Here is an 18,759-nt window from a genome sequence, read left to right on the forward strand (position 1 = left end):
GAAATCTCCAATGAAATGTGGCTTGGCGAAATTGTCATAGTTGCGAAGCGGATGGCAAGAGCATCGGCCCCGATGCCGCAGGCCCAAAACAGAAAAGGCGGCCCGAAGACCGCCTTTTCATGCAAAAAATTTTGCGTTCCCAGAGCTTATTCTGCCGTAGGCTCTGCAGCGGCTGCAGCTTCAGCTGCTGCCTTCGCTTCTGCGGCTTCGGCAGCTGCCTTTTCGGCAGCGAGAGCCTGAGCTGCTGCAACCTTTTCGGCTTCGATCCGTGCCTTTTCCTCGGCAACAGCAGCGCGCTCGGCGTCGTTGAGCTTGCGGGCGCGGGTGCCGGTGTTCTCAACGATACGGGCGGACTTGCCGCGACGGTCGCGCAGGTAGTAGAGCTTCGCACGGCGGACCTTACCGCGGCGAACGACTTCGACACTTTCGATCATCGGAGAATAGATCGGGAATACGCGCTCGACGCCTTCGCCGTAGGAAATCTTGCGGACCGTGAAGTTTTCCTGCAGGCCGCCGCCGGAGCGGGCGATGCAGACGCCTTCATAGGCCTGAACGCGGGTACGGTTGCCTTCCGTAACCTTGACGTTGACGCGGAGCGTGTCGCCGGGGGAGAATTCCGGAAGCGTGCGCTTGGCTTCGATCTTGGCGGCCTGTTCGGCCTCGAGCTGCTGAATGATGTTCATCGTCTTAACCTTTGGTTCTTCTGAAACAGCCAGAGCGCTCGACACGTGATCCTTTGGGATTGCCTCGGGATTTTGCCCTTCGCGGGCGGGAGCGGATTCGCCATTCTTTGTTTGCTGGCAGACGGGGCTAGCCCCATTTCCGCGTGCGCTACTACACGAAAGCCTGGGCCTTGTCATCCCTTGGACGACATTTTTGTAAGGCCAAGGCGCGGATTTTCCGGCTTTCAGTCCTTCAGAAGGTCCGGCCGCCTTTCCTTTGTCAAGGTAACCGCCTGCTCATGTCGCCATTTTTCGATGGCGCCGTGATTGCCCGACGTCAGGATCGCTGGAATTTCGCGGCCTTCCCATTCCTGCGGCCGGGTGTAGTGCGGATGCTCCAGCAACCCACCTTCGAAACTCTCATGCAGGCCGGAAAGATCATTGCCCATGACGCCTGGCAGGATGCGCACGATCGTGTCGAGAACGACCAAGGCGGCGGGCTCGCCGCCCGAAAGCACGTAATCGCCGATCGAAATTTCTTCAAGCTCCCGCGCATCGATCACCCGCTGATCGACACCTTCGAAACGGCCGCAGACGATGATCACGCCCTGGCCCGCGGCAAGCTCGCGCACCCGTTCCTGCGTCAGCGGCTTGCCGCGCGGGCTCATCAAAAGCCGCGGACGAGCATCGTTTTCGCAAGTGCTGTCGATCGCACGCGCCAACACGTCCGGCTTCAGCACCATGCCGGCGCCGCCGCCTGCCGGCGTGTCGTCGACGGTGCGGTGTTTATCGGTCGCAAAATCCCGGATCTGAATGCTATCCAGCGACCATTGCCCGCGCTCCATCGCCTTGCCGGCGAGCGAATAGCTCAGATGCCCCGGAAACATCTCCGGGTAGAGTGTCAGGACGGTCGCCCGGAAACCCATGGCAATCTCACTTCTTTTTCTTCGGCTTGCCTGAGGCGAGCTTGGAGATTTCCTGCGGATCATCGACAAGTCCCGCCGCCAGCGGATCGATCAGGATTGTGCCGTCTTCGAGATCAATTTCGAGAACCGATGCTTCGGAGAAGGGGATGAGCACGGGGCGCTTGCCCGGCCCCTTGAGCTCCAGCAGGTCGCCCGCGCCGAAGTCGAAAACGCCGGTAATGGTGCCGTAGCTGACGCCTTTATCGTCCACTGCCTCCAGCCCTTCGAGATCGGCATAGAAGAATTCGTCTTCCTCCAGTTCGTCGTCCGGCAGGTTGCCGCGTTCGATGTAGAGCTCCAGGCCGTTGAGCGCCTCGGCCGCATTGCGGTCGTTGATGCCACGGAAGCGAACGACGACGACATTCTTCATCTCGCGGATTTCGAGGATCTCGAAGGTCCGCCCGTCCATGCTGTGCAAATGACCATAGTCGCCGAGCGCCGTCGGATCGGCCGTATAGGCCTTGGCGCGCACTTCGCCGCGGATGCCCTGCGCACCGCCGATCGTTGCCATCAGTACGGGGTTTTCAAGCTTTGTCATGGGGCCCTTCATGTGAAGCCGGAAATCTGGCTTCTCATAAACGAAGTCTGCCGGAATGAAAATGAAAACGGGCGGCATGTCGACATGCCGCCCGTCAATCAGGATATGATCCCGGGATTATTCTGCGGAAGCAGCGGCTTCAGCTGCGTCGGCAGCTTTCTGAGCCCTCTCGGCGGTGCGTTCCTGGGCCTTCTTGCCCGGCTTTGCCTTTTCCGGGTTGTTCTTGGCCTCGCGCTTTGCAACGCCGGCTTCGTCGAGGAAGCGCAGAACGCGGTCGGTCGGCTGCGCGCCGTTGTCGAGCCAGTGCTTGACGCGCTCGGCGTTCAGTTCAACGCGCTTTGCGTCGTCCTTGGCGAGCATCGGATTCCAGGAACCGAGCTTTTCGAGGAAGCGGCCATCGCGCGGCGAACGGGCGTCGGCAACAACAACGTGATAATACGGGCGCTTCTTGGAACCACCGCGGGCGAGACGAATTTTCAGTGCCATGTCATTTACTCCTTAGGCTTTTCTTGACCGCTTCGTGAGGCGGTATTGGTTCATTTTGCTGCGGCGCCTTGTTCAGCGTGATCCGCAGCGATCTGCTCATGATGCCGGATGACTTCCGTGATGACGAAGTTCAAGAACTTCTCGGCGAAATCCGGATCCAGATGCGCATCTTCGGCAAGCTGCCGAAGACGGGCGATCTGGTATTCCTCGCGCGCCGGATCGGCCGGCGGCAACTTGTACTTGGCCTTCAAAACGCCCACCTCTTTGGTGCAGCGGAAGCGTTCGGCCAGGATGTGGACGAGCGCAGCGTCGATATTGTCGATCGACTGGCGGTAGCTCGAAAGCTGGGCTTTGACGTCTGGATCAATCATGGGGCAGGCGATCCTTTCACTTCTTCTTCGGCAATCCGGGCAGACCCGGGAAACCACCGCCGAGACCCGGAAGCTTTGCGCCGCCAAGACCTGGCAAGCCGCCCGGTAAACCGCCACCTAAACCGGGCATGCCCCCACCCGGCTTTCCAAGACCCGACGCCTCGGCCTGCTTCTGAAGTGCCTCCAGCTGCTTGGGGTCGATATTCGAAAGATCAGGCATTCCGCCCATCCCACCCATCCCGCCAAGACCCATCTTGCCGGCAAGACCTCCCATCAGCTGCTTCATCATGCCGCCTTTGCCCTTGCCGCCCATCATCTTCATCATGTCCGCCATCTGGCGGTGCATCTTGAGCAACTTGTTGATGTCGGCAGCATCGGTGCCGGAGCCGGCGGCGATCCGCTTCTTGCGGGAATGCTTGAGGATGTCCGGGTTGGCGCGCTCAGCCTTCGTCATCGAAGAGATGATCGCAAGCTGGCGGCCGAAGAGGCTGTCATTCAGGCCGGCGGATGCCATCTTGTCCTTCATACCGGCCATGCCGGGCATCATGCTCATGATGCCGCCCATGCCGCCCATCTTCTGCATCTGGCGCAGCTGGTCGGCGAGATCGTTGAGGTCGAATTTTCCCTTGGCCATCTTGGCGGCCATGGCGGCCGCCTTTTCGGCGTCGATATTTTCCGCCGCGCGCTCGACGAGCGAGATGATGTCGCCCATGCCAAGAATACGGTCTGCGATGCGGCGGGGATGGAATTCTTCCAGCTCGCTCATCTTTTCGCCGACGCCGATCAGCTTGATTGGCTTGCCGGTGACGGCGCGCATAGACAGAGCCGCACCGCCGCGGCCGTCGCCGTCCATGCGGGTGAGCACGAGGCCGGTGATGCCGACGCGCTCGTCGAAATTGCGGGCCAGATTGACGGCGTCCTGACCGGTCAGTGAGTCCGCGACCAGCAGGATTTCATGCGGGTTCGACTTCTTCTTGATGTCGGCCATTTCGACCATCAAGGGCTCATCGATATGCGTACGGCCGGCGGTATCGAGGATGACGACGTCATGGCCGCCGAGCTTGGCTGCCTGCACGGCGCGCGCGGCGATATCCGTCGGCGACTGGCCGGCGATGACCGGAAGCGTGTCGACATTGGTCTGGGCGCCGAGCTGGCGAAGCTGCTCCTGCGCTGCCGGACGGCGTGTGTCGAGCGATGCCATCAGCACCCGCTTCTTCTCGCGCGTCGTCAGGCGGAGGGCGATCTTCGCCGTCGTCGTCGTCTTGCCGGAGCCCTGCAGGCCGACCATCATGATCACGACGGGGGCGGCAGCGTGCAGATCGACACCGGCGCCTTCGCCGCCCAGCATCTCGATCAGCTCGTCATGAACGATCTTTACGACCATCTGGCCGGGCTTGATCGACTTCAAAATCTCTGCGCCGACGGCCTTTTCGCGCACGCGGTCGGTGAAGGAGCGTACGACATCGAGTGCAACGTCGGCTTCCAGTAATGCACGGCGAACCTCGCGCAGCGCTGCGGAAACATCGGCTTCCGAAAGCGCGCCACGGCCTGTCAGTCCATTCAGAATGGATCCAAGACGGTCCTGGAGGTTTTCAAACATCGGCTCTTCCTTGATACGTTTCGGGCAGGATTGGTATGCCCGGAAACGTCGTGCTTTTCGTTGACGAAAACAAGACGCAAAGCCAAAAAGCACCCGAGGGCGCATCGCGCTGTCGGGTGTGGACCTCCGGGATCTCTTTATACCTTATCGGGTCCCGGTCGGCGGCTCGAGTCTTGAAGCTCGTCACAGAATGAGCGGCGGTAAACAGGAAAGTGCGGATAAAGTCAAGAGAATGCGGAAAAATGACGGCATTGCCGGCTTCCAAAGCCTTCGGCGTGCCGCTTGTGTCATCTCAAGTGACACTGGCAAAAGTGCCGACTCCATGAACTTCGCCTCCATGAATTTCGCCTCCATGAATTTCATTGTGTGAAAAAAAGGTGGCGGCCATGAGCGGCTATTGGGATTTCTGGATCGATCGCGGCAGCACCTTGACGGGGTGGCCCGGACGGCTCCTTGACCGCCCATAAGCTGCTCTTTGGAAAATTCCGAAGCAATCGCGATCCAGCCGTGCAGGGCATTCGCGATGTGCTCGGCCTTGGGGCGCGCCTATCCTCCTTTGGACGCATCGGTGCCGTCAAGATGGGCACGACGGCGCGACCAGCCGAGGTTTGCGGCCGGCGAGCGCTTATCGTCACAACGCCGGCGGGAGGCGGATACGGCGCGGTTTGAGGTCCGGCTCGGCAGGTGCCCAGCCGGCAAGATTTGCCACGTCGTGCTTTAACTCGGGTGCGATCCCGAACCGTGTGCGTTGATGATTGCATCGGCCTCTTTGCCGTAAATCTCCTCGAAGTGATCGAAGGCTTTGGAGAAGTATCCGATTCCTTGCGTAGCGGAGCGCAACGTCCGGGCCAGTTCGTCGAGCGCCGCACCGGGAACGAGTGCCCGGAAGACATCCCATCCTTTGGCGCTCTCATCGCGATCGAAGCCAAGCACCTGGCCCTTGAGTGCCGAGACGATCGCCACCATGCTGCCAGAGAAGATGGATGGTATGTGGATTTCGACCCGGACCACCGGCTGCATCAGCACGGCCGCTGCCTCTGACAATGCCTGCCGCACCCCCATCCGTGCCGCTGCCCGGAAGGCGAAGTCGGAGCTGTCGACGGAGTGGTACTGACCGTCGGTGAGCCTCACGTCGACATCGATCACCCGAAAGCCGAGCGGGCCTTTCTCCATGGCTTCACGGGCGCCGGCCTCCACCGCCGGAATGTAGTTCCGGGGAACGGTGCCGCCTTTGACCGTCTCGCCGAAGGTGAAGCCCTGGCCCCGTTCATTGGGACGCACACTCAGCTGCACGTCTGCGAACTGCCCTGCGCCACCGGTCTGCTTGCGGTGACGATAGTGGACGTTCGAGGGCTTTGAGATCGTTTCCCGATAGATCGGGTTCGGCGATCGATCCGTGACTTCGACGCGGAATACCTCCGACAGGGTCTTGCGCAGATCGCGCAGGTGCATCGGTCCTTGCGCGCAGATCAGCTGCGCGCCTGTTCCCTCCTCCTGCATCACCTTCAGGCCGCGATCGGTCTCGGCCAGCTTTGCAAGCGTCGCCGAGAGCTTCGTTTCGTCGCGCTCGGTGCCGGGAACAAGGATGCGTTCGAGCATTGGCGTCGGCGGTGCCGTCCAAGCGGGCGGTGCCAGCGCGTCGGCCGCTGTCAGCAAGGCGGGTGCGGGCAAGTGATCTGACTTGACTGCGGCGAAAATCCTGCCGCGTGCGGAGTTGCCGGCAAGGGAACGGCCGTTTCCTCCCTCCTGAACCGACCCGAGACTTGCGCCGCCCAACGCAGCGCCCTGTTTCAGTCCGTCGGCAAGCGCACGGACGAGGATCGTCTTTCCAACGCTCGGCCGGTGGTAGGCGTGGAAGCTCACGGCAGCCAACGCCGTTTCATCCAGGCTGGCGGTGGCAGCCAGCCGGCTCTTCAGGGCTTCAACGGGCGGCGCTTCGTGGCGCAGCGTCTTCATCAGCCGCTTGATGCCATTGCTGTGAGATGCTGCGCCGAAGAGCACCGGAATGACCTTGTTTTCCTTCAGGATCCGCGAGGCGATGGCAAAGAGTGCGTCGCTTGGTAGTTCGCGGTCCTCGATCAGTTCCTCGAGAAGCCAGTCATCGTACTCGGAAAGCTGTTCCAGCAATTCGGAACGTGCCTCGTGCTCGCGCGCTGCAGCACTGTCGGGAAGTTCGACGAGGGCCGATGGCTGACCTTCCTGGTAGCGCCAGGCGCGCTCCGAAATCAGGTCGCAGCTGCCGACCACAACATCTCCGTCGCGGATCGGTATCTGCCGCAGGACGAGGGGATGGCTGGAATAGGCCTGCAGGGCGGCGATGACATCGCGCAGGCGCCCCTGCGGCTCGTCCATGCGGTTCACAAAAAGAATGCAGGGTGTTCCCGAAGCTTCGATGGCGCGAAGATAGGGTGCTGCCAGCACCGCCTCGTCCGGCGCCGGCGATACGCAGAGGATGCAAGCATCGCTTGCCAACAATGAATCCTGGGCGAGTGCCAGCGCCTCGTTCGCACCGGGTGTATCCAACGCACACCATCCCTCGCTTCCGAATTCGAATTCCGTCAGGCTCGATCCGTATGGCGAGACGGACTTTCTCGGTGTCCCTTCGAGCGAAGCCAGTTTTGCGACGAGTGTCGACTTTCCCGTCTGCGAGGGTCCAAGTACCGTGAAGCAGCGCATCGGCTATCCTCCCTTTGCCAAGAACACGCATCCGATTGTCAAGAATGCCTTCAACCGTTGAAAAGTGCTAGGCCATTGCGACGTTTCTCGAGCATGAGGCGGCGGCTGTCCCCTCATGAGACATTTCTGCCTGGGCAGTATGGCGTCTGCCTTTGCCGGGCTCCCCACGAGATTACCGGCGAAGAAGGGCGACGCAGCGAAGCGTCGCTGGCTGGTCATTGCCCGCACCCACTGGTAATTCCCGCGCGTTTCCGCCATATACAGCCGAAATGGACACGGGATGATCCTATGAGCGCAACGGTCGAATTCGCGAAGATGAACGGGCTTGGCAACAAGATCCTGGTCGTCGACATGCGCGGCCGCGCGGACAAGGTGACGCCTGCTGCGGCAATTGCGCTCAATGCCCATCCGGATACGGCCTTCGACCAGATCATGGCGATCCACGACCCGAGGGCTCAAGGCACCGATGCCTGGATCGATATCCTGAATTCCGATGGATCAAAGGCGCAAGCCTGCGGCAATGGCACGCGTTGCGTGGTGCAGGCTCTTGCCGCGGAAACCGGCAACAAGGTTTTCACTTTCCAGACGGTGGCAGGCATCCTCAATGCCGTCGAGCATGACGATGGTACGATCTCGGTCGACATGGGCAAGCCTGTTTTCGACTGGGACAAGATCCCGCTTGCGGAAGAATTTCACGATACCAGCCGCATTGAACTCCAAATCGGCCCGATCGACAGCCCGGTCCTGCATTCGCCCTCCACCATGTCGATGGGCAACCCGCATGCCGTCTTCTGGGTCGACAGGGACGTGATGTCCTTTGATCTTGCGCGCTTTGGACCGTTGCTTGAGAATCATCCGATGTTTCCCGAGCGCGCCAATATCACGCTGGCGCAAATTACCTCGCCGGCATCGATCACGACACGGACATGGGAGCGCGGTGCGGGTTTGACGCTTGCCTGCGGTTCGGCTGCCTGCGCAACAGCGGTTTGCGCTGCCCGCACGGGCCGCACGGGCCGCAGGGTCGAGATTCATGTCGCCAGCGCCAAGCCGCCCGGCATATTGTCGATCGAATGGCGCGACCGCGACGACCACGTGATCATGACCGGCCCTGCCGAATGGGAATGGTCCGGTACGGTGGACCCCTCCACCGGTTCGTGGGTGCGCGATCAGGCGCAGGGGGCCGAGGCGCGGTGAGCGGCGTTGAGGTCATTACCTTCGGCTGCCGTCTCAACACCTACGAATCCGAAGTGATGCGGGCGGAGGCGGAAAAGGCCGGGCTCAACAACGCCATTTTGGTGAACACTTGCGCGGTCACAGGCGAGGCCGTGCGCCAGGCGCGGCAGGCCATCCGCCGCGCACGACGCGAAAATCCGCATGCCCGGATCATCGTGACGGGCTGCGCAGCCCAGACCGAAAAGCAGACCTTCGCAGAAATGGCCGAGGTCGACGCCGTTCTCGGCAACGAGGAGAAGCTGATCACCGATTCATATCGCGCCCTGCCCGATTTCGGAGTGGCCGCGGAAGAGAAGCTGCGCGTCAACGACATCATGAGTGTGCGCCAGACGGCGCCGCAGATGGTGAAGCACATCGACGGGCATGTGCGCGCCTTCATCCAGGTGCAGAACGGCTGCGACCATCGCTGTACCTTCTGCATCATCCCCTATGGCCGCGGCAATTCCCGCTCCGTGCCCATGGGTGCCGTGGTCGATCAGGCGCGCAACCTCATTGAAAGCGGCTACAGAGAGATCGTGCTGACAGGTGTCGATGCCACCAGTTACGGCGCCGACCTGCCCGGCGAACCGACGCTCGGGCTGCTTGCCAAGACGCTTCTGAAGCAGGTACCTGACATCCGCCGACTGCGGCTGTCATCGATCGATAGCATCGAGGTGGACAAGCATCTGTTCGATCTGGTCGCCGATGAGCCGCGTTTCATGCCGCACCTGCATCTTTCGCTGCAACATGGCGACGACATGATCCTGAAGCGCATGAAGCGGCGGCATTCACGCGCCGATGCGCTGGCCTTCGTCGATCAGGTTCGCCGTCTGCGTCCAGAGATGTGCTTCGGCGCGGACATGATCGCCGGTTTCCCGACCGAGACCGAAGAGATGTTCGAAAATGCCGTCAGCCTGGCGGAAGAAGCCAAGATCGCGTATCTGCACGTCTTCCCTTACAGCCCTCGTCCAGGCACGCCGGCAGCCCGCATGCCGCAGTTCGACCGGCCGATCGTCAAGGATCGTGCGGTACGGCTTCGTGCTACTGGACATCAGCTTCATCAGTCCCATCTGGATCAGATGGTCGGAACGCGGCAATGGCTGCTGGTGGAAAACAACGGGCTTGCACATACCGAAAACTTCACGCTTGTCGCAGCCCCCGGTCTTCGGCCGCGTTCGTTCGTCGAGGCATCCATCACCGGCCATAATGGCAAACATCTCGACATGCAATTGACAGCCGCCGACGCGGCCTGATTTCACGGAATTCCCATGGCGCTCAGTTTCATCAAAAAGGTCTTCACCTTCGGCAAGGAAAAGCCGGCGGAAGAGCAGGCGCCAGAGGCTTCGGAGACAAAAGTTCTCGAAGCCGAACTGGAGCCGCATTCGCGCGAGGAACACTTGCCGCTCGCAAGTGAGCCCGTTTTGCCGGAGGAGATGGATACCGCAGGTGGCCCGGCTGCGGACGCTTTAGAGCCTTCCGAAGACGCCGAAGAACCGGCGATCCTTCCGGCCTCCTACCAGATCGGCGATCTTGGAGTGATACCACTCTCGTTGCTGGAGGCCGAGGCTGAAGCCGAGCCAGAGACGTCAGCGCAAGAAGCGCCCTTGGCGGAGACACCCCCCTCAGTCCCCTCGGAACATCTCCCCCACGAGGGGGGAGTTCAGTTGGCGGACGAGCCGCCCCTTTCCGATGCTTCTCATGATGACGTCACGGATATTCTTCCAGAAGAGATTTCCGGGACGGCTGAGGGAGGGCAAAGCGCTCCGGTTCAGCCAGTCTCCCTCCTTGTGGGGGAGATGCCCGTTGTGGGCGAGATGCCCGGCAGGGTGGAGGGGGATGCTCCTGGCCCTGAAGCGGATGGCGAGCATGCTTCAAGGACCGAACCTGTCCTTCCCAGGGGCTTTGCAACCACTCCGAAAATCACCGAACCGGAGCCGATTGCTCCTGCGCCGAAACTCAGTTGGTTCCAGCGTCTGCGCGCCGGTCTCGCGCGTACGTCGTCGCAACTCACGGGCCAGATTTCCGCGCTCTTCACCAAGCGCAAGCTGGACGACGACACGCTTCAGGATCTCGAAGACCTGCTGATACAAGCCGACCTCGGCGTCGAGACCGCCATGCGTGTCACCGATACGCTTGCTTCCGAGCGCTATGGCAAGGATGTGACCGGCGAGGATGTCAGCCGCATCATGGCGTCGGAAATTGCCAAAGTGTTGAAGCCGGTCGCAAAGCCTTTGCAGCTCGATCTCACCCACAAGCCGCATGTCATTCTCGTCGTCGGCGTCAACGGCACCGGCAAGACGACGACGATCGGCAAGCTGGCGTCGAAGCTTTCGGGTGCCGGATTGAAGGTCATGGTGGCGGCTGGCGATACGTTCCGCGCCGCGGCGATCGAGCAGTTGAAGATCTGGGCCGATCGCACGAAGTCCGAATTCATCGGCACCAAGCTTGGTGCGGATGCCGCAGGTCTCGCCTACGACGCCTTCGAGCAGGCGAAGGCGAAAAAGTGCGACGTGCTGATCATCGATACCGCCGGCCGTTTGCAAAACAAGGCGGAGCTGATGGCGGAGCTTGAAAAGATCGTCCGCGTGCTCGGCAAGCTCGATCCCGACGCGCCGCATACGGTGCTGCAGACGCTGGATGCGACCACCGGCCAGAACGCTCTCAATCAGGTCGAAATCTTCCGCAATGTTGCGGGCGTCAACGGCCTGATCATGACCAAGCTCGACGGTACGGCAAGGGGCGGCATCCTCGTTGCGATCTCCGCCAAGCACAAACTACCGGTCTATTTCATCGGCGTCGGCGAAGGTGTAGACGATCTGGAGCCCTTCGAGGCCGAGGATTTCGCTCAAGCCATTGCCGGTCTTGGGCAATGATGCCACAGATAAGCCGGAACAGCGCGCAAGCCGCGCGAACGACAGGTTTGACGAATCTATGACCACTGAAAGCGATATTACTCCCAGCGCCGCCGACCGGCACCATCCGATGCTGAAGCTGGCGCTGGAACTCGGGCCGCTGCTGATCTTCTTCTTCTCCAATCTGCGCGGCGCCTGGCTGGTCGAGAGATTCCCTGCATTGTCCGAACTCGGTGGGCCGCTCTTCGTGGCGACGGGGCTTTTCATGGCGGCGACGATCGTCTCGCTCGTCGTTTCCAAGCTCGTCCTTGGCCATCTGCCGATCATGCCCTTCGTGTCGGGCGTCGTCGTTTTGATCTTCGGTTCGCTGTCGATCTACCTGCAGAACGAAACATTCATCAAAATGAAGCCGACGATTGTCAATACGCTGTTCGGTGTCGCGCTGCTGGGCGGGCTTGCCTTTGGCAGGTCGCTGCTCGGCTACGTTTTCAACGCGGCCTTTCAGCTCGATGCTGAAGGCTGGCGCAAGCTGACGGTCCGTTGGGGCGTTTTCTTCCTGTTCCTTGCCGTTCTAAACGAAGTCGTCTGGCGCAATTTTTCCGATGACTTCTGGGTGACCTTCAAGGTCTGGGGGACGATGCCGATCACCATCATCTTTACGATGGCGCAGATGCCGCTCATCCTGAAGCATTCGATAACGCCTGCAGGAGAGACCGAGAAGTGACGGCATTCAGTGCGGCGGAAAGAGCGAGACGTCAGAATTTCTGGTTCGCAGCCTGCCTTTCGGTTTTGATCGTCCAGATCGCTGCCGAGTACCTAATGGGCCGCACGCCGATCTGCGCCTGCGGCTATGTCAAGCTGTGGGAAGGCGTCGTCAACTCGAGCGGCAATTCCCAGCATCTTTCGGACTGGTACACGCCGTCCCACATCATTCACGGCTTCCTGTTCTATGGGCTGGCGCATCTCGTACTGCGTAACAGACCGATCGCCGTCCGCCTGCTTCTGGCGCTCGTCGTCGAATCCGGCTGGGAACTGCTCGAGAACTCGCCGATCATCATCGACCGCTACCGTGCGGCAACGATCTCCCTCGATTATTACGGCGATAGTATCCTGAACTCGGCCATGGACACCGTCTTCATGGTCGCCGGCTTCTTCTTCGCTGCCCGCGCTCCGATCGCGCTCACAGTCGCCATCGCGATCTTCTTCGAGATTTTCACGGGTTACATGATCCGTGACAACCTGACGCTCAACGTGCTGATGCTGATCTGGCCGGTCGAGGCGGTCAAGGCCTGGCAGAGTGCGGTTTAGGAAACCGGTTTCCCGAGCGCCTTTTCCATTGCAGGATAGAGGCCTTCCTTGAGGCTGACGTCATCGAAGGGGCCGACGCGTTTATAGAGGATCGTGCCGTCGGCGGCGACCAGGTAACTCTCCGGAATGCCATAGACACCCCAGTCGATCGCCGCTTTGCCATTCGGATCGACGCCGATTGCGGCATAGGGGTTTCCGAGCTCGCCAAGGAAACGCAGCGCGCTGTCGTTCTTGTCCTTGTAGTTGATCGCGACGATGTTCAGCCGGTTGTCCTTTGCCAGTTCCGTCAGGATTGGATGCTCCTCCCGGCAAGGAAGGCACCAGGAGGCAAAGACATTGACCAGCGTCAGCTTGCCCTTGATCGCGCTATCCGTCAGCGGCGGCAGATTGGACCCTTCGAGCGATGGCAGGTTTAATTCCGGAGCTTTGGTGCCGATCAGCGCTGAGGGGATCTCGGAAATGTTCTTGCCGTGGAAATCCTGATCGTAAAGCATCTTTGCTGCCGTCGCGGCAATGCCGCCGAAAACGACAAGCGGGATCAATGCCAGCGCGTAACGGGCAAAGCCGCGTGGTTTTGGCCGATCTGCTTGGGGCGCGCTCATTCGCTATCCTTCAAACGCACCGAACGGCGGCGGATACCGGAAGCTTCCAGGGCCGCCAGTTCCTTCTGCCGCGCGCGCCCGTCCACCCAGATCCACAGCGTCACGGCGATGGTGACGAAAGCGGCGAACCCATAGGAACTGTAAACATAAAAGGCGTGCGTCATCATCAATCCTCACGGCTTGCCATGCGCGCGGCAAGACGGCGCTGGGCGGCGACGCGGCGCCGCCAGATTTCGTTGCGCATCGCCGTGATGTGCAGCGTGAAGAAGAGCAGCGTGAAGCCGATTGCCATCACGAAAAGCGGGCGCAGGAACTCGGGGTCGATCGCCGGGCCGGCGAGGCGCATGACGCTCGCAGGCTGATGCAACGTATTCCACCAGTCGACCGAGAACTTGATGATCGGGATATTGACGAATCCGACGAGGATCAGAACCGCGGTGACACGCGCGGCCCTTGACGGATCATCGATGGCGCGGTTCAGCGCAATCAGGCCGAGATACATCAGGAAGAGGATGAAGACGGACGTCAGCCGTGCGTCCCAGACCCACCAGGTGCCCCACATGGGCTTGCCCCAGAGCGAACCGGTGACCAATGCAAGGAGCGTGAAGGAGGCGCCGAGTGGTGCTGCGGCCTTGGCGGAGACATCGGCCAGCGGATGGCGCCAGACGAGCGTGCCGATCGCCGAAATGCTCATCACGGTGTAGCACATCATCGAAAGCCAGGCCGAAGGCACATGGAGATACATGATGCGGACGGTTTCGCCCTGCTGGTAGTCGCCTTTCGTCGAGAAGCTGAGGTACAATCCGATGATGAGACAGAGCGCCGTTGCCGCCGCCATCCACGGGATGGTGCGCTGCGCCAGCGCCAGAAACCGCGTCGGATTGGCGAGATCGCTGATTTTGCTGATGGCAAGGCTTGTTTCGTTCATGAACGGTTCTTTACCTTGAACGCGGTGCTCCCGCAATTGATCGTGATCAAAGAGCCAATCAATCCGACGTGTTTCGCAGCGCAAGTGCTGCGGCTGCCGGACCGATGACGGCAAAGAACATCGTCAATGCGATCAGAATGAGGAAGGGCGGCAGGAAAGGTGCCGGATCTTCCACTGCCGCATAGGTGGCGCTGACGCCGAAGATCAGCACCGGAATGGTCAATGGCAGAACAAGGATCGAGACCAGCAGCCCGCCGCGCGGAAGGGCGACGGCGACAGCCGCGCCGACGGCGCCGATGAAGGTGATGGCGGGCGAGCCGGCCAAGAGCGTCAGCATCGTCGCGCCGATGGCGACCTCGTCCATGTTCATGAAGAGACCGAGGAACGGGGAGGCAATCACCAATGGCAGGCTCGTCGCCGTCCAATGCGCGGAGCATTTGACAAGAACCGTCAGCACGAGCGGCGTTTCCTGCATCAGCATCAAGTCCAGCGAACCGTCGTCGCGTTCGGCTTGGAAAAGCCGGTCAAGACCCAGCAAAGCCGCAAGCAGCGCGCCAATCCAGACGATGGCGGGGCCGATCCTGGAAAGCAGGTTCAGGTCCGGCCCGACGCCGAACGGGATGACAGCGACGACGGTGAGGAAAAACAGCACGCCGATCAGAGCGCCGCCGCCGGCGCGGATGGAGAGCTTCAGATCGCGGAAGAAGAGGGCGGTCATGTGAGGTGTCCTTCTTCGCGGACGGCTAAGGACCCCTCCCCAAACCCTCCCCACAGGAGGACGTGGCTAACGTGCGGCGCTGTTTGCTGCCGACAAAGATCCGATCCGCAAGCCACAAGCTTCATCAACCCCAAACTCCTCGATCCACACCCGCAAACCCCGTCATCTTCAGTTCCCGGGCACTCTGAAGCCCGAGCGGCTGATGGGTCGCGGCGACAACAATGCCGCCCTTCCTTCGGTGGTCGTCGATGAGATCGGCAAACAAGCGGTCGGCGCTGGCATCGAGTGCTGCGGTCGGTTCGTCGAGAATCCAGACCGGGCGGTAGGCAACGAGCAGCTTGGCGAAGGCAAAGCGGCGTTGCTGGCCGGCGGAGAGATAACCGAAGGGAAGATGCGTAATGTCCGAAAGTCCGACAGCCTCGGCGGCGTCTTCGATCGACAGTTCCGAGGCGCCGAGGACGTCGCCGAGAAAGTTTTGCCAGAAGGCCAGATTTTCGGAAACGGTTAGCTCGCTTTTCATCGCGTTGCGGTGGCCGAGATAGTGGCTGACCTCGCGCGTATTCCGGTCCGTTTGACCACGCGAATCAGTGAATTCAACTGTGCCCCTTTCGGGCCTCAAAAGACCGGCCACGACGCGCAGCAAAGTCGACTTTCCCGATCCGTTTTTCCCAGTCAAAACCAGCGCTTCGCCTGCGTCGAGGCGAAAGGATACGTCTGCGAAAATCAGGTCTTCGCCCCGCCTGGCAGCGAGATTGGAGGCGTCGAGATGCATAGGTTTTCCGTTCAATAAGTTTTTAGTCACCGCGACGCAAAAAATGTCCCAAATGGGCCGAGCCCTCTCTGGCACCTTTCTTAGAAATTATCTATAAGACCCGCAACCACGCCAGCGGCCGGCGTGAATTTCATCCTTGCGCCGAACTTGGAGAAACCTCTCCACGTGCGGACAGCGGAAATGGCCGTACCCGCATCCTGATGTGCATTAGTGCATAGGCGTCCGCACGACTGTGTTGGCTATCAGAAACGGGGTCTCTCGTGTCTAAATCTCTTGACAGCTTCAATTGTCGCTCCACGCTTTCCGTGAGCGGAAAGGACTACGTCTATTACAGCCTACCGAAGGCTGAAGCGAATGGTCTTAAGGGCGTGTCGAAGCTTCCCTATTCGATGAAGGTTCTGCTCGAGAACCTGCTGCGCTTCGAAGACGGCCAGTCGGTCACCAAGGAGCACATCCTCGCGGTCGCCGAATGGCTGAACAACAAGGGCTCCGTCGAAAACGAAATCGCCTATCGCCCGGCGCGCGTGCTGATGCAGGACTTCACTGGCGTTCCGGCGGTGGTCGACCTTGCGGCGATGCGCGACGCAATGGTCTCGCTCGGCGGCGATCCTGAAAAGATCAACCCCCTCGTGCCCGTCGACCTCGTCATCGACCATTCCGTCATCGTCGATGAATTCGGCACGCCGCAGGCCTTCGCCAAGAACGTCGAACTTGAATACCAGCGCAACGGCGAGCGCTACCGCTTCCTGAAGTGGGGCCAGCAGGCATTCAAGAATTTCCGCGTCGTTCCTCCCGGCACCGGCATCTGTCACCAGGTCAATCTCGAATATCTCGGCCAGACGGTGTGGACGAAGGATGAGGACGGTGAGACGATCGCCTATCCGGACACCTGCGTCGGTACCGACTCGCACACGACGATGATCAACGGCCTCGGCGTTCTGGGCTGGGGCGTCGGCGGTATCGAAGCAGAAGCCGCCATGCTCGGCCAGCCGGTCTCCATGCTCCTGCCGGAAGTCATCGGCTTCAAGCTCACCGGCAAGCTCAAGGAAGGCGTCACGGCGACGGACCTCGTTCTGACCGTCGTGCAGATGCTGCGCAAGAAAGGCGTCGTTTCGAAGTTCGTCGAGTTCTTCGGCCCCGGCATGGACAACATGCCGCTTGCCGACCGTGCGACCATCGGCAACATGGGTCCGGAATACGGCGCGACCTGTGGCTTCTTCCCGGTCGACGGCGAAACCGTCAACTACCTCACCATGTCCGGCCGCACGCATGACCGGATCGCGCTCGTTGAAGCCTATTCGAAGGCGCAAGGCATGTGGCGCGAAGGCGATGGTTCCGACCTCGTCTTCACCGACACGCTGGAACTCGACCTCGGCGACGTCGTGCCGTCGATGGCAGGTCCGAAGCGTCCTGAGGGCCGCATCGCGCTCGAAGACATCGCGTCCGGTTTCGCCACGTCGATGGACGCCGACTACAAGAAGCCCGGCCAGCTTTCGAACCGTTATGCGGTCGAAGGCACGGACTTCGATCTCGGCCATGGCGACGTTGCCATTGCCGCCATCACATCGTGCACCAATACCTCCAACCCGTCGGTTCTGATTGCTGCCGGCCTGCTCGCCCGCAACGCCGTTGCCAAGGGCCTGAAGACCAAGCCCTGGGTCAAGACTTCGCTGGCGCCTGGATCGCAGGTCGTCGGCGAATACCTTGCCAAGTCCGGCCTGCAGGCCGACCTAGACAAGCTCGGCTTCAACCTCGTCGGCTTCGGCTGCACGACCTGCATCGGCAATTCCGGCCCGCTGCCGGCGCCGGTCTCGAAGACGATCAACGACAAGGGCCTCATCGTTTCGGGCGTGCTTTCGGGCAACCGCAACTTCGAAGGCCGTATCTCGCCGGATGTCCAGGCGAACTATCTGGCATCGCCGCCGCTCGTCGTTGCCTATGCGCTCGCCGGCACCGTCCAGAAGGACCTGACCAAGGAGCCGATCGGCGAAGACCAGAACGGCAAGCCGGTCTATCTCAAGGACATCTGGCCGACCTCGAAGGAAGTTCAGGAATTCATCCTCAAGTACGTCACCCGCGAACTTTACGAAACGAAGTATGCGGATGTCTTCAAGGGTGATGAAAACTGGCAGGCCGTCCAGGTTCCCCCGGGCCAGACCTACGCCTGGGACGATGGCTCGACCTACGTCCAGAACCCGCCTTACTTCGTCGGCATGGGCAAGAAGGGCAGCGGCATCTCGGACATCAAGGGTGCTCGCGTCCTAGGCCTGTTCGGCGACAAGATCACCACCGACCACATTTCTCCGGCCGGTTCGATCAAGGCTGCTTCGCCGGCCGGTTCTTATCTGCTCGAGCACAATGTCGGGGTCGCGGACTTCAACCAGTACGGCACGCGCCGCGGTAACCATGAAGTGATGATGCGTGGCACCTTCGCCAACATCCGCATCCGCAACCACATGCTCGGCCCGAACGGCAAGGAAGGCGGCTACACGATCCACTATCCGTCGAAGGAAGAGGAATCGATCTACGACGCCGCCATGAAGTACAAGGCAGAGGGCGTTCCGCTCGTCATCTTCGCCGGTGTCGAATACGGCAACGGTTCGTCGCGCGACTGGGCAGCGAAAGGCACCAACCTGCTCGGCGTCAAGGCCGTTATCGCGCAGTCCTTCGAGCGTATCCACCGCTCGAACCTGGTCGGCATGGGTGTCATCCCCTTCGTCTTCGAAGATGGCACGACCTGGCAAAGCCTTGGCCTCAAGGGTGACGAGACCGTGACCATCGAGGACCTGGAAAACATCAAGCCGCGCGAGAAGAAGATCGCCAAGATCACCTACAGCGACGGCACGGTGAAGGAGGTTCCCCTTCTGTCGCGCGTCGATACGCTCGACGAAGTGATCTACCTCAACAACGGCGGTATCCTGCAGACGGTCCTGCGCGATCTCGCTGCCTGATTGTTAAGAAACATGCCAGATAATGGCCGCCGGAGAGCAATCTCCGGCGGTTTTTCTTTGGGGGGTCCATCTCACGCCGATGTGTTCTAGCAGCGATGCCGACGGGCGGCGTCTCACC

General features: G+C 60.8%; 20 protein-coding genes. 8 read left to right on the forward strand and 12 right to left on the reverse strand.

The genetic code is table 11. The annotated features are described in order from the left end of the window. Window positions 1-146: 146 nt before the first annotated feature. The 6 genes from rplS to ffh all read right to left on the reverse strand — a co-directional run bounded on the left by rplS (window position 147) and on the right by ffh (window position 4,622). Window positions 147-683, reverse strand: a complete 537-nt coding sequence (gene rplS / locus A3C3_RS0125185; RefSeq protein ID WP_028739972.1) for a 50S ribosomal protein L19 — start codon at window positions 681-683, stop codon at window positions 147-149. A gap of 224 nt (window positions 684-907) precedes the next feature. Beyond that, window positions 908-1,588, reverse strand: coding sequence for a tRNA (guanosine(37)-N1)-methyltransferase TrmD (gene trmD, locus A3C3_RS0125190; RefSeq protein ID WP_022717345.1), 681 nt, complete (start codon window positions 1,586-1,588; stop codon window positions 908-910). A 7-nt stretch (window positions 1,589-1,595) separates the two neighbouring features. Continuing rightward, entirely contained in the window at window positions 1,596-2,165 is a 570-nt protein-coding gene (gene rimM / locus A3C3_RS0125195; RefSeq protein WP_028739973.1) for a ribosome maturation factor RimM, read from the reverse strand. 117 nt (window positions 2,166-2,282) lie between these two features. Then, window positions 2,283-2,651, reverse strand: coding sequence for a 30S ribosomal protein S16 (gene rpsP / locus A3C3_RS0125200; RefSeq protein ID WP_022717347.1), 369 nt, complete (start codon window positions 2,649-2,651; stop codon window positions 2,283-2,285). Window positions 2,652-2,701: 50 nt separating this feature from the next. Beyond that, complete coding sequence (locus A3C3_RS0125205; RefSeq protein WP_022717348.1) at window positions 2,702-3,022, reverse strand: chorismate mutase; 321 nt, start codon at window positions 3,020-3,022, stop codon at window positions 2,702-2,704. A 16-nt stretch (window positions 3,023-3,038) separates the two neighbouring features. After that, on the reverse strand, window positions 3,039-4,622 hold the full coding sequence (ffh, locus tag A3C3_RS0125210) for a signal recognition particle protein (RefSeq protein ID WP_022717349.1): 1,584 nt from the start codon (window positions 4,620-4,622) through the stop codon (window positions 3,039-3,041). Between the two features lie 190 nt (window positions 4,623-4,812). Between ffh and A3C3_RS45470 the strand changes: the two genes are divergently transcribed. Both A3C3_RS45470 and A3C3_RS0125220 read left to right on the forward strand, forming a co-directional pair. Then, the gene (locus tag A3C3_RS45470; protein WP_156890794.1) at window positions 4,813-4,992 is read left to right on the forward strand and encodes a hypothetical protein; all 180 of its coding nucleotides are present in this window, start codon (window positions 4,813-4,815) and stop codon (window positions 4,990-4,992) included. Window positions 4,993-5,075: 83 nt separating this feature from the next. Then, window positions 5,076-5,291, forward strand: a complete 216-nt coding sequence (locus A3C3_RS0125220) for a hypothetical protein (RefSeq protein ID WP_022717351.1) — start codon at window positions 5,076-5,078, stop codon at window positions 5,289-5,291. Window positions 5,292-5,339: 48 nt separating this feature from the next. On the opposite strand, the gene A3C3_RS0125225 is transcribed toward A3C3_RS0125220, so the two are convergent. Then, a complete protein-coding gene (locus tag A3C3_RS0125225) occupies window positions 5,340-7,298 on the reverse strand; it encodes an elongation factor G (protein ID WP_022717352.1) in 1,959 nt (652 codons plus the stop codon). Window positions 7,299-7,586: 288 nt separating this feature from the next. On the opposite strand from A3C3_RS0125225, the gene dapF reads away from it, so the two are divergent. Genes dapF through A3C3_RS0125250 form a run of 5 tightly spaced genes read left to right on the forward strand, consistent with a single transcriptional unit; the run spans window position 7,587 to window position 12,670 of the window. Continuing rightward, window positions 7,587-8,492 (forward strand): diaminopimelate epimerase, encoded by a 906-nt coding sequence (gene dapF, locus A3C3_RS0125230; RefSeq protein ID WP_022717353.1) that lies wholly within the window; start codon window positions 7,587-7,589, stop codon window positions 8,490-8,492. After that, complete coding sequence (gene mtaB, locus A3C3_RS0125235; RefSeq protein WP_022717354.1) at window positions 8,489-9,763, forward strand: tRNA (N(6)-L-threonylcarbamoyladenosine(37)-C(2))-methylthiotransferase MtaB; 1,275 nt, start codon at window positions 8,489-8,491, stop codon at window positions 9,761-9,763. Before dapF ends, mtaB begins: the two co-directional genes overlap by 4 nt. A 15-nt stretch (window positions 9,764-9,778) precedes the next feature. Then, window positions 9,779-11,383: a signal recognition particle-docking protein FtsY gene (gene ftsY / locus A3C3_RS0125240; RefSeq protein WP_022717355.1), complete on the forward strand. Its 1,605-nt coding sequence runs from the start codon at window positions 9,779-9,781 to the stop codon at window positions 11,381-11,383. A 58-nt stretch (window positions 11,384-11,441) separates the two neighbouring features. Beyond that, window positions 11,442-12,086, forward strand: coding sequence for a septation protein A (locus A3C3_RS0125245; protein WP_028739974.1), 645 nt, complete (start codon window positions 11,442-11,444; stop codon window positions 12,084-12,086). Beyond that, the gene (locus A3C3_RS0125250; protein ID WP_022717357.1) at window positions 12,083-12,670 is read left to right on the forward strand and encodes a DUF2585 domain-containing protein; all 588 of its coding nucleotides are present in this window, start codon (window positions 12,083-12,085) and stop codon (window positions 12,668-12,670) included. The genes A3C3_RS0125245 and A3C3_RS0125250 overlap by 4 nt, the downstream gene beginning before the upstream one ends. On the opposite strand, the gene A3C3_RS0125255 is transcribed toward A3C3_RS0125250, so the two are convergent. The 5 genes from A3C3_RS0125255 to ccmA form a co-directional block, all read right to left on the reverse strand. After that, window positions 12,667-13,272: a DsbE family thiol:disulfide interchange protein gene (locus A3C3_RS0125255; RefSeq protein WP_022717358.1), complete on the reverse strand. Its 606-nt coding sequence runs from the start codon at window positions 13,270-13,272 to the stop codon at window positions 12,667-12,669. The two genes, A3C3_RS0125250 and A3C3_RS0125255, sit on opposite strands and share 4 nt — an antisense overlap. Further along, window positions 13,269-13,436, reverse strand: a complete 168-nt coding sequence (ccmD, locus tag A3C3_RS0125260; protein WP_028739975.1) for a heme exporter protein CcmD — start codon at window positions 13,434-13,436, stop codon at window positions 13,269-13,271. Before ccmD ends, A3C3_RS0125255 begins: the two co-directional genes overlap by 4 nt. Window positions 13,437-13,438: 2 nt before the next feature. Continuing rightward, on the reverse strand, window positions 13,439-14,200 hold the full coding sequence (locus tag A3C3_RS0125265) for a heme ABC transporter permease (RefSeq protein WP_022717360.1): 762 nt from the start codon (window positions 14,198-14,200) through the stop codon (window positions 13,439-13,441). Window positions 14,201-14,258: 58 nt separating this feature from the next. Beyond that, window positions 14,259-14,918, reverse strand: coding sequence for a heme exporter protein CcmB (gene ccmB / locus A3C3_RS0125270; RefSeq protein ID WP_022717361.1), 660 nt, complete (start codon window positions 14,916-14,918; stop codon window positions 14,259-14,261). 124 nt (window positions 14,919-15,042) lie between these two features. After that, the gene (ccmA, locus tag A3C3_RS0125275; RefSeq protein ID WP_022717362.1) at window positions 15,043-15,690 is read right to left on the reverse strand and encodes a heme ABC exporter ATP-binding protein CcmA; all 648 of its coding nucleotides are present in this window, start codon (window positions 15,688-15,690) and stop codon (window positions 15,043-15,045) included. Between the two features lie 260 nt (window positions 15,691-15,950). Between ccmA and acnA the strand changes: the two genes are divergently transcribed. After that, complete coding sequence (gene acnA / locus A3C3_RS0125280) at window positions 15,951-18,641, forward strand: aconitate hydratase AcnA (protein WP_022717363.1); 2,691 nt, start codon at window positions 15,951-15,953, stop codon at window positions 18,639-18,641. The last annotated feature ends 118 nt before the right edge of the window (window positions 18,642-18,759 follow it).

Origin of the sequence: Rhizobium mongolense USDA 1844, assembly GCF_000419765.1 — a bacterium.
Classification (GTDB): Bacteria; Pseudomonadota; Alphaproteobacteria; order Rhizobiales; family Rhizobiaceae; genus Rhizobium; species Rhizobium mongolense.